A 15,345-nucleotide genomic window follows, 5' to 3' on the forward strand; every position below is an offset into this window, starting at 1 on the left:
CCGTCCGGCAGCCCCGTGAGGAACCGGCGGAGCATGGCCAGTTCCGGCTCGCGTCCGAGCAGACGCGAGCCGCCGGGCGGGGCCCCGGTGCCGTCCCGCCCCTTCCACCCGCACTCCGCGCGCCGCCGGCCCCGGCGCCGTGCGCTTCCCGGAACAGAAGATCCACCGTCTCGTCCAGAGCGAGCCTGACCAGGCGCGTCGCCATCCGGCGTGGCGGCCGGGTCAACCGGAAGCAGGCGACGGGTGCCCGACGGCTGCGGTGAACCAACGTCCATGCCCATGCGCCCAAGGTCGCCGAAGGCCGGATGAGGTCGCATCCGCCACTGCCCAGCCACGCCGACCGGTCGGACACCGGAAGGCTGCGAAAAGGTAATATCCCCCGATGGTGGGGCGTGGGAGGGCGCTGACCGGCCGTCGTGCCGAACGCGGCGCGCTCGACCGGCTGGCCGGCGACGTCCGCGCCGGGCAGAGCCGGGCCCTGGTGGTCCACGGCGAGCCGGGCGTCGGCAAGTCGGCGCTCCTGGACTACCTGGCGGGACGCGCGTCCGGCTGCCGGGTGGCGCGCGCGTCGGGCGTCCAGTCGGAGATGGAACTGCCGCTCGCCGGGCTGCACCAGCTGTGCACGCCGATGCTGGATCGCCTCGACCGCCTCCCGGCGCCGCAGCGCGACGCCCTGGGGGTGGCGTTCGGCTTGAGGTCGGGGCAAGTCGCGGACCGGTTCCTGATCGGCCTGGCCGTCCTGACCCTGCTGTCCGACGTGGCCGAGGAACGGCCACTGCTGTGCCTGGTGGACGACGAGCAGTGGCTCGACCGCACGTCGGTCCAGGTACTGGCCTTCGTGGCCCGCCGCCTGGGAGCGGAGTCGGTCGGCCTGGTGTTCGGGACGCGGGTCTCCGGCGGCGACCTGGCGGGTCTGCCGGAGCTTCCGGTCAACGGTCTGCCGGACACCGACGCGCGGGCGCTGCTGGACACGGCACTGACCGGTCCGATGGACGAACGCGTCCGCGACCAGATCCTCGCCGAGGCCCGGGGCAACCCGCTGGCGCTGCTGGAACTGCCCCGCGGGTTGACGGCGGTGGAACTGGCCGGCGGGTTCGGGCTCCCCGGCGCGGTCCTCCCGGGCGGTTCACCCGGTACGGGCGGCGTCGAGGAGAGCTTCCGGCGGCGCGTGGACGTCCTGCCCGCCGACACCAGGCGGCTGCTGCTGCTCGCGGCGGCCGATCCGACCGGCGACACGGCCCTCGTCCGGCACGCCGCGTCGCTGCTCGGCATCGGCATCGAGGCGGCCGCGCCCGCGACCGAGGCGGGCCTCGCCGAATTCGGGGTCCGGACGCTGTTCCGTCATCCGCTCGTGCGCTCGGTGGTCTACCGGTCGGCGGCGCCCGCGCCGAGGCGGGAAGTGCACGAGGCGCTGGCGGAGGTCACCGACCCCTCCGCCGACCCCGACCGCCGCGCCTGGCACCGGGCGCAGGCCGCCGCGGCACCGGACCAGGAGATCGCCGAGGAGCTGGAACGCTCCGCCGACCGGGCGCGGTCGCGCGGCGGGCCGGGCGCGGCGGCCGCCTTCCTCGAACGGGCGGCGATGCTGACCCTCGACCCGGCACGGCGGGCCGGACGGGCACTGGCCGCCGCGGGCGCGAAAGCCCAGGCGGGCGCCCTCGACGCGGCGCTGGACCTGCTGGTCATGGCCGAGGCCGGACCGCTCAGCGAGATGGAACGGGCCCGCGTCGCCCTCCTGCGCGCCCAACTCGCCTTCACCACCGATCGCGGGGGAGACGCTCCCCTCCTGCTCGTCCAGGCGGCCGTGCGGTTCGAGCCGATCGCCGCCGACCTCGCCAGGGCGACCCACCTGGACGCGCTGGTCGCCGCGTCCCTCGCCGGCCGCCTGGCCAGCCCCGGCGGCCACGTGCTGGACGTGGCACGCGCCGCCGTCGCGGCGCCGCGCCCGTCGCGACCACCCCGCAGTCCTGATCTCCTTCTGGACGGCTGGGCGGCGAACTTCACCGAGGGATACGCGGCGGGCGTGCCGATCTTGCAGCAGGCGGTGGCCGCCTTCCACAGCGGCGAGTCCGCCGACGAGGACCTGCGCTGGCTGTGGCTGGCCGCCATGGACCTGTGGGATGACGAGCGCTGGGACGAGTTCACTGCCCGATACCTCCGGCACGCGCGCGCGTCCGGCGCGTTGAGCGAACTTCCCCTCGCCCTCAGCGGGCGCGCGTACGTGCTGCTGTTCACCGGCAACCTGGCCGCCGCCACATCGCTGGTCGAGGAGCTGCGGACGGTGAAGGAGGCGACGGGGAGCAAGCTCGTCCCCTACAGCGCCTTGTTCCTCGCCGCGTTGCGCGGCCGCCAGGAAGAGGTGTCCGCGCTGGTCGAGGCGACCGGCAAGGAGGCGGTATCACGAGGCGAAGGCATCGGGATCGCCGTCGCCGAGTGGACGAACGCGGTGCTCCACAACGGCCTCGGCGACTATCCCGCGGCGATGGCCGCCGCCCAGCGGGCACTCCATCATCAGGAGTACCCGGCCATCCGGTACCCGGGCATCGCGAACTGGGCCGCGCCCGAGTTCGTCGAGGCGGCCGTCCGCAGCGGAATGAGCGAGGCGGCCGCCGACGCCTGCCGCTGGATCGCCGAGATGACCGCCGCCTGCCGCACCGACTGGGTCCTCGGCGTCGAAGCCCGGTCGCGCGCACTCCTCGCGGAAGGCGACGCCGCCGAGCGGCTGTACCGGGACGCGATCACGTACCTGGGGAAGGGCCGGATCCGGACCGACCTCGCCCGCGCCCACCTCCTGTACGGCGAATGGCTGCGCCGCGAACGCCGCCGTACCGACGCCCGCGAGCAACTGCACAAGGCCCACCGCATGCTGGAGGCGATGGGCATCACGGCGTTCGCGGAGCGGGCCGGACGCGAGCTACGGGCCACCGGAGAGAGAACCCGCAAGCGCACCATCGCCACCAGGGCCGAACTGACCGCGCAGGAGGCCCAGATAGCCCGGCTGGCCCGCGACGGACTGTCGAACCCGGAGATCGCCACCCGACTGTTCATCAGCGCCCGCACGGTGCAGTACCACCTGGGCAAGGTCTTCCAGAAGCTCGGCATAACCTCACGCAGCCAACTAGACCGCGTCCTGTCCTAACGGCAACCCACACGCGGCGGCACCGCAGCCCCCGGGCCGACCCGCACCCTCACCGCAGCCAAGCGCAAGGCGGCTCTCGCACGAGGCCGGTCACCCTGTCACAACCCAGGTGGCCAACCTGTCTACCTAGTGCCCCTGCCGACGGTATGAGCCGAACGCAGGGACATGGCTTGCTAGCCCGAACCGGAGGAACCATGACCAACACGCAGCGTGTCAATATCGGCGAGCAGCACCCGAGCGCCTACAAGAGCCTCATCGCCTGGTCGGCGAAGGTGGAAGAGAACGCCGTCGCGGCCGGCCTTGACCCGCTACTGATCGAACTGGTGAGGATCCGCACGTCCCAGATCAACGGCTGCGCGTTCTGCCTGCGCATGCACACGCGCGACGCTCTCAAGAAGGGTGAAAACCCCGACCGGATCGCCGTCCTGCCCGCGTGGGGGGAGACGGGCTACTTCTCCGAGACGGACCGCGCCGCCCTCCGCCTGACCGAAGCGGTCACGCAGGTGCCGGACGGGCACGTCAGCGACGAGGACTACAACGCCGCCGCGGCGGTCCTTTCCCCGGAGCAGCTCTCGGCGGTCGTCTGGCTGACAACGGTGATGAACGCCTTCAATCGTGTCGCGATCACCAGCCGGTACCCCGTCCACGGCTGAGACCGACGCCCACGCGGGCCGCGCCGAGACGACCATCCCGGCGCCGGCCCGCGTGCCCGATCACCACGACGACACCCCGGGACGTCTGCCTAGGACGACTCATAAAGCCGACCGGTAAGCACATTCAGTGTTGGCCTGAGCGGTGTTGCGCTGACGCTATAGGCCATCCACATCAAGATCGCCAGGACGCAGCCGGTACTCCTGAAGCCGCAGCCCGTAATACTTCTCGGTCTCGCCGACCCACTCCATGCCGATCCGCTTGACCGTAGCGGCGGCGCGCTTGTTCGCCGGCCGGACCAGCGCGATCACCTCCTCCAGCCCTTGCGTGAACGCCCACCGCGCCAGGGCCTCCCCAGCCTCGGTGGCATAGCCGTTCCGCCACGCCGTGGGCCGGAGCTGCCATCCCATCTCGTACGCCTCGTCCGGCGGCAGCGGCAGCAGCGTCGCGGCCCCGACCAGCTCCCCGGACTCGCGGTCCTCGATCGCCCAGCGACCACCGGGGACGATCATCCGCGCGCCTTCGGCGAGCCACCGCCCCAGCAGCGAGCGCATGGAATCGACGTCGGCCACCCGGTCCATAGCCGGGCTGAGCCAGCGCGTGACCTCGCCGGTGCCGTAGATGTCGAGCGCGGCCTCGGCGTCGTCCACCGCCCACGGCCGCAGGACGAGCCGTTCGGAAACCAGTTGATGCGTCATCTCGTCCCCTCCGATGAAACAGGCGTCCTCAACGTCATGCGTACCCTCCAGGCCGATCACCCTGGCCGTACTCGTCGGCATCAGCGGAGGGCGCTCAACATGGCACTTCCCAACACCTGGCAGCCGTAGACGGGACCAAAGGCCCGGGCCGCCATCAACGATCCGCACGCTTGTACAGCGACGCCCCGCGAAAGGGAGAAGGGCGCCACCCATCCGGGACCGTCCATGGCCGTGCCTCCCGTCACTGCTCGACACGTCACAGTCGGCGGTGCGCGTCCTCGCCGCCCCCGTGGGACGAGGACGCGTCCCCGCTACCTGACACCAATCACCTTCGCGCTTCAATCAACCGGAGGGACCAGGGCTACCCACTGGACGAAGCCCTGGGGACCGAAAGCCTGCCTGACAGGTGATCAGCGGTGTCACAAACGAACGTGCAGCCCGGTCTCAACAAACGAACACGAGCAACTCGTCCCGCCAAGACTGACGCCCCCAAAAATGCGGACACCTCGCTATCGCCCCACGGCATGACCATGCTGATCCCGTTCGAGTTTCGCCGCAGAGGCCCAGGAACCACAGGACAGGCCCTCCGACTCTGGGGAGCCGTCCTGGACGATCTCTACCACCGGCTCTACGACCCGAGATATGAGGGCTGGGGCTTCTGGGAGTGCTGCGCCGACCCCTGGGAGGTGCGCTCCTACTTAGAGGCGGCCGCTCACGCTCTGCCCCGGCGCGACGCTCGCCGTTTCCGCACCCTGCTGGCTCACCTAGATGAGCGCGGGTAACTCGGACGGCGATGCCATCACGTCGGTGGCGTCTGGTGGGATGCGGGGATGAGTGAATCCCCTCAACTGGTCACGCAGTTGCTCAAGGTGGTAGTTGCGTACACCTGGTTCTTCGAGACCTGCGACGAGGTGGTGTTGGACGATGACACGGCGATCAAGCAGCAGGAGTACGCCGGTTACCTCCTCAACCAGCTTTCCGAGGCGGACAAGCAGCGGGTTGCTGACGAGCTGGCGGCCCTGGCCGCGAGTGAGACGGATTCGGCGTACCGAGAGTTCGTGGAGACGTTCGCCTTCGCCATGGGCCTGATAGAGCCTGAGGACGACTAAAGCGGCGGCGCGACCCGGCGGCGAGCGGTCGATCCGCTCAGCATGCTGCACGGGAAGCGTGGCCCCGCCTCTCTGCTCCGGGGGTTAAGCGGAGAGGCGGGGCGGACGGTGACGAGCGACGGCCCGAACTCCCCAGCCAGGGCCGCGTGTCACCGCCGGGAATGAGGGTCGATCCCTGAGCCCCACCCCATAGGGGTCGTCCCTCTTGTGGCCTACCAGGTGCCGGGGAACATGCGGTGCTTGAGCAGGTCTTCGACTTGTCCGGCGGCGGCTTTGGCGTCACCGCAGGGAGCCAGGTAGCCGCGCCGCCCACGCTCGGCGTCGTGGTACCCCCATGCACCACCCGGAACGGCCAGCACGATGACCCCGAGTCCGACGTGATCGTCGGGGCCGCCGGCGTAGATCCACAACAGGGGCACCGGGAACCCCTGAGGCCGATAGAGCCGGACGAGACGCCACCCCCGAGGCTCCAGAGCCACAGCCAACAGGCTCAGGAACCTTTCCGCCGTCGCATGGCCCCGGTACGTCCGCCACCGCAGGACGTACTGCTCAGCCTGGGCCTTCACAGGGCGCACTTGGCCCATACGATCTTTCCGCCTTCCGCGATCGGTCGGGTTCCCCAGTCGTCCACGACCTGCGACATCAGCAGCAGGCCCCGCCCCGAGGTCGCCTCGAAGTCCTCGGGGCGGACCACCGGCAGTCCGTCCCCCTGGTCCCACACCTCGATTACCACCAGGTGAGCGCGGACGTCGCGGAAGACACGAAGGATGATTTGACCCTCGCCGTGCCGCCACGCGTTGGTCACCAGTTCGCACACCACCAGACGCGCCATGAAGTCGTCCGCGGAGCCCCACTCCTGGAACAGAGTGGCAAGGAAATCCCTTGCCAGCGCCAGCGCGTTTGCGTTGGGATCGAGAAGAAGAGTCGGGATTTCTGGGGCAGGTACGGACATATCGCTACGACCTTCGGAACGTTGCCGGTTACTTCGGGTGTAAGCGTGCTCGCTCTGAGCTACGATCGCTACGTTCCGGAATCATCCGCAACAAACGGGAGAGGCCATGCTCGCGCGGGAGTCACTCGACCCGTCAAGATCGATTTGGCACTTCATGGCGTTCCACCTGCGTCGCTATCGCAAAGCACACGGGATGTCGGGGCAGGCGCTCGGTGACCTACTTGACTGTGACCGTTCGACTGTTTCCCGGTACGAGTCCAACACGCTCAAGCTCAAGCGGGAGCATGCGGAGATCATCGACCGTGTGTGGAACACGGACGGCATGTTCACGGCCCTGGTCGGGTTCGCCGAGCGTGCCGACGAGGGCAACTGGCTGCTGGAACTCGCCGAGTTGGAGGCGCGCTCGTCAAGGCTCAGGATGTGGGAGTCATCGGTCATCCCGGGGCTGTTCCAGACACCGGACTACGCGCGTGCCGCACTGAGCGCCGGAACTGCGGAGGATCTTGAAGCGGCCCTTGACCGGCGACTGGCGCGGCAGGCCACCGTATTCGGCAAGACGAAGCCACCGCGAGTGACGGCCCTTCTCAGCTGGGCGGCAGTGTCGCAAATCGTGGGCGGTCCGGACGTCATGCGCGGCCAACTCACTCGGCTGATCGAGTTGAGCGAGCTTCCCTTCGTCAGTATCCGGATAGTGGAGAAGAACGCGGGTGCTCATCCGGGCCTTGACGGCCCTTTTGTGCTCCTCACAGTCGGGGACCGGGACCTCGCCTACACCGAAGCGGCGACGCGTGGCTGCTTCCTCATGGACCCGTTCGATGTGCAGGAAGTGGCAGTAAGGTACGACTTGATGAGCGACATAGCCGCCCCAGTCGGCCCAAGTCGGGCCTTGCTGGAGGCTGAACTGGAGAAGTTCACATGACCCGGTGGCGCAAGTCGAGCCGCAGCGGTACAGGCGGTCAGTCCAACTGCGTGGAGGTTGCGAATCTCTCTGGTGACGTCGGCGTGCGTGACAGCAAGGACCCGAGCGGCCCCCGCATCACACTCCCGGTCGAGCGCTTCCGCAGTCTGGCCGCCGACATCAAGCGCGGAGCACACGACCTCCCCTGACACCCCATCATGCGCATCACGACGAGAGCCCCTGAGCCGAGCGGCACGGCCGGGGCTTTCAAAGTGCGCGTTCGAAAATGATCTCGTTATAGGTATGTGAGGGGTCTTGGTGGACGGCGGGTCGTCCGCTGCGGATCAGGCAGAGGGTCATGAGGTCGAAGGCGGCCCAACAGATCATGGCTGCACTGGTGGCGGTCGAACTGGAGAACCATCGATGACGAATTGGCGCAAGTCGAGCTACAGCGGCGGCAGTGCGACCTCTGATTGTGTCGAGCTGGCGCGCTCCCCCCAGGCAGTCGGCGTGCGTGACAGCAAGGACCCGAGCGGCCCCCGCATCACACTCCCGGTCGAGCGCTTCCGCTGTCTGGCCGCCGACATCAAGCGAGGAGCACTCGACCTCCCCTGACACCCGATCATGTGCATCACGACGAGAGCCCCTGAGCCGAGCGGCACGGCCGGGGCTCTCGCAGTGCGCGTTCGAAAATGATCTCGTTATAGGTATGTGAGGGGTCTTGGCGGACGGCGGGTCGTACGCCGCGGATCAGGCAGAGGGCCATGAGGTCGAAGGCGGCCCAGCCGATCATGGCTGAACTGGTGGCGGTATGGCGTTCGTAGCCGCGGGCCGGCCACCGGTGTGCGGCCAGCCAGACCAGAGTCGATGCTCAAGGAGCCGATGATCCCGGCACTGGCACCGACGCCACGGCCTCGTCCTGGCGGACCTGCGAGCGCAGCACGCCCAGTACCCGCAGCGTGGCCCGCCGCTTCTTCCACGCACGAAGCAACCACGGGACGTGGAGCGAGCGGTGCACACACGACGGGTCTGCGAGACGTCCCCCACAGGACCAGCAGACCACGCCTGTGAAAGGAGTACCTTCCAGGCCAACTCGCAACACCCGTTCACCCACCGGTGAAACCCACTTGGTCCTAGCTACGTCGGTGGCCGAGCATGGTGCGTGTGACCGTTCCCGAGCTTGCCCCTGAGGATGTGGGCTTCCTACTTCGTGACCTGTGCGTCCGCCTGGGGTTCTGTCTGTCCCCAGCAGATCAGGCGGCGCTATGTGCATCGCCACCCTCGGACGTGGATTCGTTCACAGAGGCGGTCTTTCGAGCCGAGGGGTTGGACGCATCACTTCACGACGACCTGTGGCATCAGGTCCGCGAGACGGTGGCACAGGCTTTCGAGGCGGGCGGCGCGGCCCCGTAACTTCGGTCCGCCGGCGAACGGGCGGACGCGTCGCGATGCACGGCCCAGCGCGTCCGTCCGCTGACCGACGCCCCCACCGCACGCTCCGGACGGTCAAACGCGGGGCCGCGCCAGCGGCCCAAGCGCCGCCGCCTCTTGACCTGGACGCGGGCACCGTGCGCGTGGTGGGCGCGCTCGCCGAGTTGGACGGCGGACAGCTCCTGGAGGACACGCCCTAACGATCGGCCGCGGAAGCCGTAGCGATTGTGGGAAAAGCAAGGCCCAGGGGGAAACAGGGTTCCTACCTGGACCTTTGCGGTGGGAGCGGGCGACGGGATTCGAACCCGCGTAGCCAGTTTGGAAGATATCGGTTCCCGATCTTGAAACCAGCCCCGATGCAGCTCAACGACCACGCCCCATGATCCGCAAGCGACCGTAGCACCCCACTACCGACCACCCCAACGGGCACGATCAGGGCACGCTGGGGTCCGCGCACACGGCTCCGGAGGGCGCGTACCCGATCGGCACGGGCAACCGTGCTGACCTGCGCATGAACGCTCCCGCTCGCCCTTCGTGCTGCTCAGCATTCCGCACATGTTCCGGATCTTGGTTCACACGTGTGCTGGGCCGACTTGGGTGCTTGACCGCATCCTTATCAGTTCGATCATGACCAAGGTCGCTGCCTTGCTTCCCTCCGATGACCTCGTTGTGACGGCTGATCATGTGCGGTGGCGTCTGCTGATGTTGCTGTCATCGTTGCTGTCAGCCCCCGCGGGTAAGCCGCGCCATGCCAGAGGCCTCTCCCTCTACCCGCCAAGGGCTCGGCCATACGTTGTTTACGTTCGGATAGGTCGCTTTGGCTTCAACGAAGTTGGGTTCCTGTGCGAACTCTGCCTCGTCGAACTTGGCGTCCCCACTGAACTCCGCCCGGCCGAACCAGGCTTCCCCACCGAACTCCGCCTCGCCGAACTCGGCGTCCCCACTGAACTTCGCGTCGCCGAACCAGGCGCTCCCACTGAACTCCGCCACGACGAACTTGGCGTCTCCACTGAACTCCGCCCAGTCGAAATAGGTGTAGTGATGGAACATTGCCCCGAGGAACTCAGCGTTCCCGCTGAACTTCGCCTGGTCGAACTTGGTGCCCCCACTGAACTCCGCACTGTTGAACCAGGCGTCCCCGCTGAACTTCGCCCCGACGAACTCGGCTTCTCCGCTGAACTCCGCACTGTTGAACCAGGCGTCCCCGCTGAAGTTCGCCCCGACAAACCCGGCGTCCCCGCTGAACTTCGCCCCGACGAACCCGGCTTCCCCACTGAAGTGGGTCTTGGTGAATGTCGCGCTTGTTGGGTGGCAGTTTCTGAAGTTGAAATCGATCAGGTAAGCGCCGGTGAGGTCGATGTGGATGCTGTCCCAGTAGGTGGGGGGCTGCTGGTCTGGGTCGGTGATGGTCAGGTGGCGTTTGAGGAGCCGTTGCGCGGTGAGCCGGACCTGTAGTTCGGGATCTTGGGTGGTGTGGTCGGCAGGCTGCTCGGATTGATCATCCTGGCCGCTTGGCAACGCTGGGAAGGGCATCCGCAGGTAGGAGCACACGACATCAGTAACCGTCTGACGGTAGTAGGGGTGGTCTTGGGCCAAGCGCTCCAGGGAGTACAACCCGCCCAGTCGCACTGCGGCCCTGTCATGGCCGAGTAGCTCGACGCCCTGGCCGTACTCGACGTGGGCTTGGACACGTTCGGCGCGTTCCCCTGCGGCCTCGTCGACCCGTTGACGGCGGTAGGCGGTCACCAGGGCGACCAGGGCACCGACACCAGCGACCAAGGCGAAGACCAGTTTGAGCAAGTCCAGGAGGTCTTTGGTCTCCAGTGGCTTGGGCTCGGCATGCGACGGTGACCCCAAGAGCAACGACAGTAGGAACCACGCAGCGACCAGCAACACCACGGCGGTGGTAAAGGCAAACGTCAGCGCCCGGCGGATCGACCAGAGCCCGAGGGTCTTGTGCGCGTCCTTCACCGGCCGATACTCCGGCGTCGTCTTGTCTCGGCTCACAAGCTCGATGCTAGGGACGTTCAATGGTGCCGGCGACCGTTCGGGAGAAGCGGTTGCCCGCTCCTGGCCATCCGCACTCAAGCCTCTGCCTCTTTGGGGCCGCCCGGGGCATGCGGCGTAACTGCTGTTCTCCCCCGCGCGCCTCTCCGGCTCCGACGAGACCTGTCCGGAGGGTGCTCCCGCGCGAACGGCGAGAACCCCGTGACAGACCGTTCCGCGCGGGAGTGCCCTCCGGCTCCAGGAGAGGTCTGGGGAACCACGGGGTTCCCCAGTAGCGCACGCTCAACCGATCTTCCGGCAACTCCCCGAAGACTCCAACGGTGCTCGACCACAGTCACGCCTTGGTGCTCGTCGCCGAATGGCCTGACCAGACTCGCGCCTGGTGCTCATCGCCGAACGGGCTGAGAGGCTCCGGCGTCGATTCGTCAGGGCGGCGGCGCGCCCCGCGACGACCGGTTCGGGGCGTAGCCGGCGGATGCGTCGCGATGCGAGGCCCGGCGCGGCCGTCCGGTGACCGGCGCCTACGCCGCACGCTCCGGGCGGCCTGGCGCGAGGCCGCGCAGCGGCCTGAGCGCCGCCGCCCCTTGATCCAAAACAGCCCAATTCGGCAAGCCGATGGAGTTGGCGTCACCGACGCTTGCGCCTGTTCTTCGAACTCGGCTTACGTTTGCTCTTCTTCGTTGGCTTTCGCTTGCTCTTCTTCGGCGGTGGAACAGGGCGACGCATTACCTCGGGAGACTGAAGGCCCATGGCCGCTACCAATCGATCGAGTTGGGCGTCTTCTGTCACCCTTGTGTTCATGTAGCGACTCGCAATTATATTGCCTTCGCTAAGAAGTATCCCTAAAGAACGATCGGAACCAAGTTGATGCTTCTTCGCCGTGATATACATCTCAAGACTTCGCAACGCGTGCCCTATCTCGCCCCCGGGAGGCAGGGTAGCTGCGAAGAGCGTTGGAAACCCCTCATCGTCCGGATAGCATTGAACTGTGGAGTGGGAGGATTGATCACGCTTGGTGGCGTCTGTTATCTTCTTCAGATTTCTTAGCGTTCGGCGCTGACTTTCGGTTGATAGATTGAGGAGATCTGCAGAAAATCTTAGCCAGCCGGATTTGTGTCCATTGGCAAGATAGTCCACTATTTCGGCAATGCCTTCAAGCGGAACAAAGGTGGGCTTGGAGGGGGCCTCGTGAAAGACTCCCTGCTTGCCGTACATCCAATGGTCTAGCCGATCCGTTAGCGTAGAGACGCGTGTTAGTGTCGATTGTTTGCGAAATTGCTTCTCTGCTTGAGGTGTCGGTTTTCCAGATTGCGGGAATCTCTCGTAAACGAGTTGGGGGTCCGGCTCGGCATAGAGCTTACCTCCCATAAACAACATGAATAGGTCGAGCTCATCGACCGCCCTGAATAGGAGGGAAATGTGAGAGTTGGTTCTTCTGCGTAGATAGAGCAAGAACTCGGCCGGGCGGTCAAGTACCCGGGAGATAACCGCGAGATCATGCAAAGAGACAATCCAGGGGAAGGTTTCACGTTTTATGATCCCAGCGCGGACCAATTCATCGAGACCTGTGCCGAGGGGGCCCATGTCATCCAGGCAGACTGCGATGGATCTAATCTCCCTGACCTGCTCCAAATCCAGCCACTCTCGATTTTCAAGCCAAAGACCTTGATTCTCAGCGATCAGTGTTTCAAGTCTGCATGCTTGCTCATGTGCTTCGCCGATCGTTCTCTTCAGATCTGTAGATAGCCTTCTTATCTGCCCTCGCCTAGCCTGCTCGGAGACGCTTCGCGCTTTAACTTCAACGCAGATCGCGACATCCTCAATTAGGAACAGCGCGTCCGCTTCTGTCTGATCAGAGATTGACTGGAGATTCGTTGCTTCATGGTTCAGTGCAGTGATCGGTACCCCTTCCCTCGGGCGAAGATACTTCAGCGCCACATGAGCGACAGGGACCCCCAGAAGCCGACTCAAATACTTTACTGAAAGCTGCTCACTTGCACGCATCCGTCGACTATCATAACGATTCCATGCCTTGGTCCCCTTCAAGCGGGCTTCAACGACTTGTCTGAAGCAGTCCGTTCCCAGTGGCAAGCCAATAGTTATGTAATTGCCTTCATTGTCGACTAGAAGTGCTGCCCGATTGTATGGGCCATCTCCGTCGAGAAATGAGGCCACACTTTCCGTTGCATCCTTGGCCTCGAAATGCGTTGAAAAGGTGTTGAGAATAATGTTTACTTTGGATAGTTCTAGGCCGGTGTGCGCAACTACATCCTCGGTAGTGAAGGAAGCGCGCTTTCCAGGAGTGGCGAATATGGAGAAAGTGGCTTCGGAGCCACGCCGAAGGTCGACGTCGCTTGGAGGTTCGCCAGGAACCCAATTTTGTACAGACTGGCCAAGCTTTGCAAGAGCGTCATGAAACTTCTCCTCATAGAGTTCTGAGACGCTGTCACGGACGCGGGTGAATTCCTCGTAGGTGAACCCGATGGTTTCAAGGACTTGCGCATCACCGCGTCGACTTGAGAACAGTTCACTATTTGTTTCTTCCTGAATGTCGACATACTGTTTAACTCTCACGTTCAGTTCATGGCCGGCGTAAGTTGCTGCCAAGTCAGCAAGAGGTTCCTCTGGGTGCCTCTCTGCCTCATGCAGGCGCGCAAAGACAGACAGGTCGAGAAGTTGGCTGCAGTATGCGTGAAGTTTTTCGATGATTTCATTTGGATAGCTGGTGCTTTTTGTGTCTGGTTCGCGATAGCCTCTTGCGCTCATCAGGACGGCAACTAGTTCGATTGCCGCAGCGCGCTTGTCGGTCGAACTCTCTCTATAATGCGGCAGATATAGGGGCGTTTCCCGCTGGCGCATCAGGTCTATGATGTCGAATGCGTCGAAATCGCGAGTCAATTCGAGAATGGACTGAACCGTCGATACTATTACTTCATCTTTTCGCGATGTATAGTCCTGAAGGGTTTCACCTTCTCTGAGATGCGACAGTACTTCTCCAAATTTTTGCAGCATAAATGCGATGCTTTGTGTGTCGTCAGTGTAGAAACGCGCTGGTAGATTCTTCTGATGGTCTGTCATGGCTAGTACCTTGTCCAACCTGCGTTGCTGGGGCCGCCGGATTATGTTGGTCGGGGCTGTAGGCGTCCGATGACGGGTCCGGGCTGCCTGTGCGATCAATATGAAGCGACGGGATCCTGGCAGTTTAGAGCGCGTGCACGCCCCACGTCTCCCGGAAGCTCAGATGAGTCCTTGGGTTGGGGAACCGGCGGGCTCGTCGGTGGTCAGGCTGGGGTGGTTGAGCACGGTGGTGTAGTGCTGGGCGGTGGCGATGGTGACGCCGAACAGGTCGCAGATGCGGCGCAGGTCGCCGCCGGTGGCGAGGATCTCGTCGATGATGCGGTCTTGTCGGACGGCTTCGGCGGGCATGCCGAGGTGTTTGTTGACCCAGCAGCGGTTGACCGGGCCGGTGGTCGAGGCGGTCTGGCGGTGCACGAAGAAGTGTGGGTTGAGGCTGCCCGGCCACTGGTGGTGGCGGTGGTCGAGGTAGGCGGCGAGCCGGGTGGTGACCGGGTCGGCGAGCAGCACGGTGCGGTCGGTGAGGTGGCAGCGCCGGTCGTGGATGTCGGTGAGGTGCAGGTCGCGCAGTTCGGCCGGGCGCAGGCCGTGGAAGATCAGCAGGGCGGCCAGCGCGGCGGTGGCGGGATCGGTGGAGTTCAGCGCGGCGGCGAGCCGTCGGGTGTCGGCGGGCAGCGGGGTGCGGCGTTCGAAGCTGCCGATGCGGACCCGGGCGGTGGGGTTGGTGAAGATGATCCGGCGGGCTTTGAGCGTGCTGAAGATCGAGCGCAGGCCCCGGGCGACTTTGACGCGGGGTGTGCCGCCGGTGGGCAGCGCGGCGATGACCTGGTCGCGGGAGATCTCCCGCAGCGATCGGTGGCCGGCCTCGGCCCAGCCCTTGAGGGTCGGCAGGGCCCACAGCAGCAGCAGTTTGATCGTGACCGGTGCTCGTGGCCGTCGCCGCGGCGGGGTGGTGCTGCCGCGGTGCATCACCTGGAACCACAGGTGCAGTTCGTCGGCCATGGGGTCGGGCAAGCCGGCGATGTGCTGGGTGAACCAGGCTTCCAGGATCGGGATGCGGTCCTCGGTGAGCAGGCCGGCCTGGGCCAGCACGGCGCGCACCGGGGTCGGCGACAGCCCCAGTGTGCTCAGGCGCGCGACGTCGCCGGCGCGGATGGGTGGTTCGGTGGCCTGGGCGATGGCCAGCAGCACGCGCATGCCGATTCGGGCGCGCCGGGTCTGTACCGGGCTCCAACTGTGCTGCCGGGCATGGTCGAGGGTGAGCTGGTCGAGTCGTTCGGCCAGCAGGAGGCCGGGTGGATCGCCGGCGCCGTAGCGGCGGGCGGCGTCGGCGAGCGGGTCGGGTGCCAGCAGGTCGAGTTGCCCCGGTATCGCAGGCGGGTGGG

Annotated in this window: 12 protein-coding genes; 6 read left to right on the forward strand and 6 right to left on the reverse strand. The window is 65.9% G+C overall.

Going from position 1 to position 15,345, the window contains the following annotated elements:
- Positions 1-382: 382 nt before the first annotated feature.
- The gene (locus ETD96_RS26260) at positions 383-3,139 is read left to right on the forward strand and encodes a helix-turn-helix transcriptional regulator (protein WP_138639157.1); all 2,757 of its coding nucleotides are present in this window, start codon (positions 383-385) and stop codon (positions 3,137-3,139) included.
- A 194-nt stretch (positions 3,140-3,333) separates the two neighbouring features.
- The gene (locus tag ETD96_RS26265; protein WP_138639158.1) at positions 3,334-3,792 is read left to right on the forward strand and encodes a carboxymuconolactone decarboxylase family protein; all 459 of its coding nucleotides are present in this window, start codon (positions 3,334-3,336) and stop codon (positions 3,790-3,792) included.
- A 156-nt stretch (positions 3,793-3,948) separates the two neighbouring features.
- Here ETD96_RS26265 and ETD96_RS26270 read toward each other — a convergent pair whose 3' ends face one another.
- A complete protein-coding gene (locus ETD96_RS26270) occupies positions 3,949-4,488 on the reverse strand; it encodes a GNAT family N-acetyltransferase (protein ID WP_138639159.1) in 540 nt (179 codons plus the stop codon).
- An 830-nt stretch (positions 4,489-5,318) separates the two neighbouring features.
- On the opposite strand from ETD96_RS26270, the gene ETD96_RS26280 reads away from it, so the two are divergent.
- Positions 5,319-5,597 (forward strand): hypothetical protein, encoded by a 279-nt coding sequence (locus ETD96_RS26280; protein ID WP_138639161.1) that lies wholly within the window; start codon positions 5,319-5,321, stop codon positions 5,595-5,597.
- A gap of 212 nt (positions 5,598-5,809) precedes the next feature.
- Here the strand turns inward: ETD96_RS26280 and ETD96_RS26285 are convergent, their stop codons facing one another.
- Positions 5,810-6,016, reverse strand: coding sequence for a hypothetical protein (locus ETD96_RS26285; RefSeq protein ID WP_138639162.1), 207 nt, complete (start codon positions 6,014-6,016; stop codon positions 5,810-5,812).
- A gap of 143 nt (positions 6,017-6,159) precedes the next feature.
- Complete coding sequence (locus ETD96_RS26290) at positions 6,160-6,549, reverse strand: ATP-binding protein (RefSeq protein WP_138639163.1); 390 nt, start codon at positions 6,547-6,549, stop codon at positions 6,160-6,162.
- A gap of 106 nt (positions 6,550-6,655) precedes the next feature.
- On the opposite strand from ETD96_RS26290, the gene ETD96_RS26295 reads away from it, so the two are divergent.
- The 3 genes from ETD96_RS26295 (at position 6,656) to ETD96_RS26305 (ending at position 8,062) form a co-directional block, all read left to right on the forward strand.
- The gene (locus ETD96_RS26295; RefSeq protein WP_138639164.1) at positions 6,656-7,468 is read left to right on the forward strand and encodes a helix-turn-helix domain-containing protein; all 813 of its coding nucleotides are present in this window, start codon (positions 6,656-6,658) and stop codon (positions 7,466-7,468) included.
- Positions 7,465-7,656, forward strand: coding sequence for a DUF397 domain-containing protein (locus ETD96_RS26300; protein ID WP_138639165.1), 192 nt, complete (start codon positions 7,465-7,467; stop codon positions 7,654-7,656). The genes ETD96_RS26295 and ETD96_RS26300 overlap by 4 nt, the downstream gene beginning before the upstream one ends.
- 214 nt (positions 7,657-7,870) lie before the next feature.
- Positions 7,871-8,062 (forward strand): DUF397 domain-containing protein, encoded by a 192-nt coding sequence (locus ETD96_RS26305; protein ID WP_138639166.1) that lies wholly within the window; start codon positions 7,871-7,873, stop codon positions 8,060-8,062.
- A gap of 1,539 nt (positions 8,063-9,601) precedes the next feature.
- Here ETD96_RS26305 and ETD96_RS26315 read toward each other — a convergent pair.
- The 3 genes from ETD96_RS26315 to ETD96_RS45080 form a co-directional block, all read right to left on the reverse strand.
- Complete coding sequence (locus ETD96_RS26315) at positions 9,602-10,885, reverse strand: pentapeptide repeat-containing protein (protein ID WP_138639168.1); 1,284 nt, start codon at positions 10,883-10,885, stop codon at positions 9,602-9,604.
- Between the two features lie 627 nt (positions 10,886-11,512).
- On the reverse strand, positions 11,513-13,963 hold the full coding sequence (locus tag ETD96_RS26320; RefSeq protein ID WP_138639169.1) for a hypothetical protein: 2,451 nt from the start codon (positions 13,961-13,963) through the stop codon (positions 11,513-11,515).
- 159 nt (positions 13,964-14,122) lie between these two features.
- Positions 14,123-15,345, reverse strand: a 1,223-nt coding sequence (locus ETD96_RS45080) for a site-specific integrase (protein ID WP_171069242.1), incomplete at its 5' end; no start/stop codon positions are given.

Source organism: Actinomadura geliboluensis, from assembly GCF_005889745.1.
Taxonomy (GTDB): Bacteria; Actinomycetota; Actinomycetes; order Streptosporangiales; family Streptosporangiaceae; genus Spirillospora; species Spirillospora geliboluensis.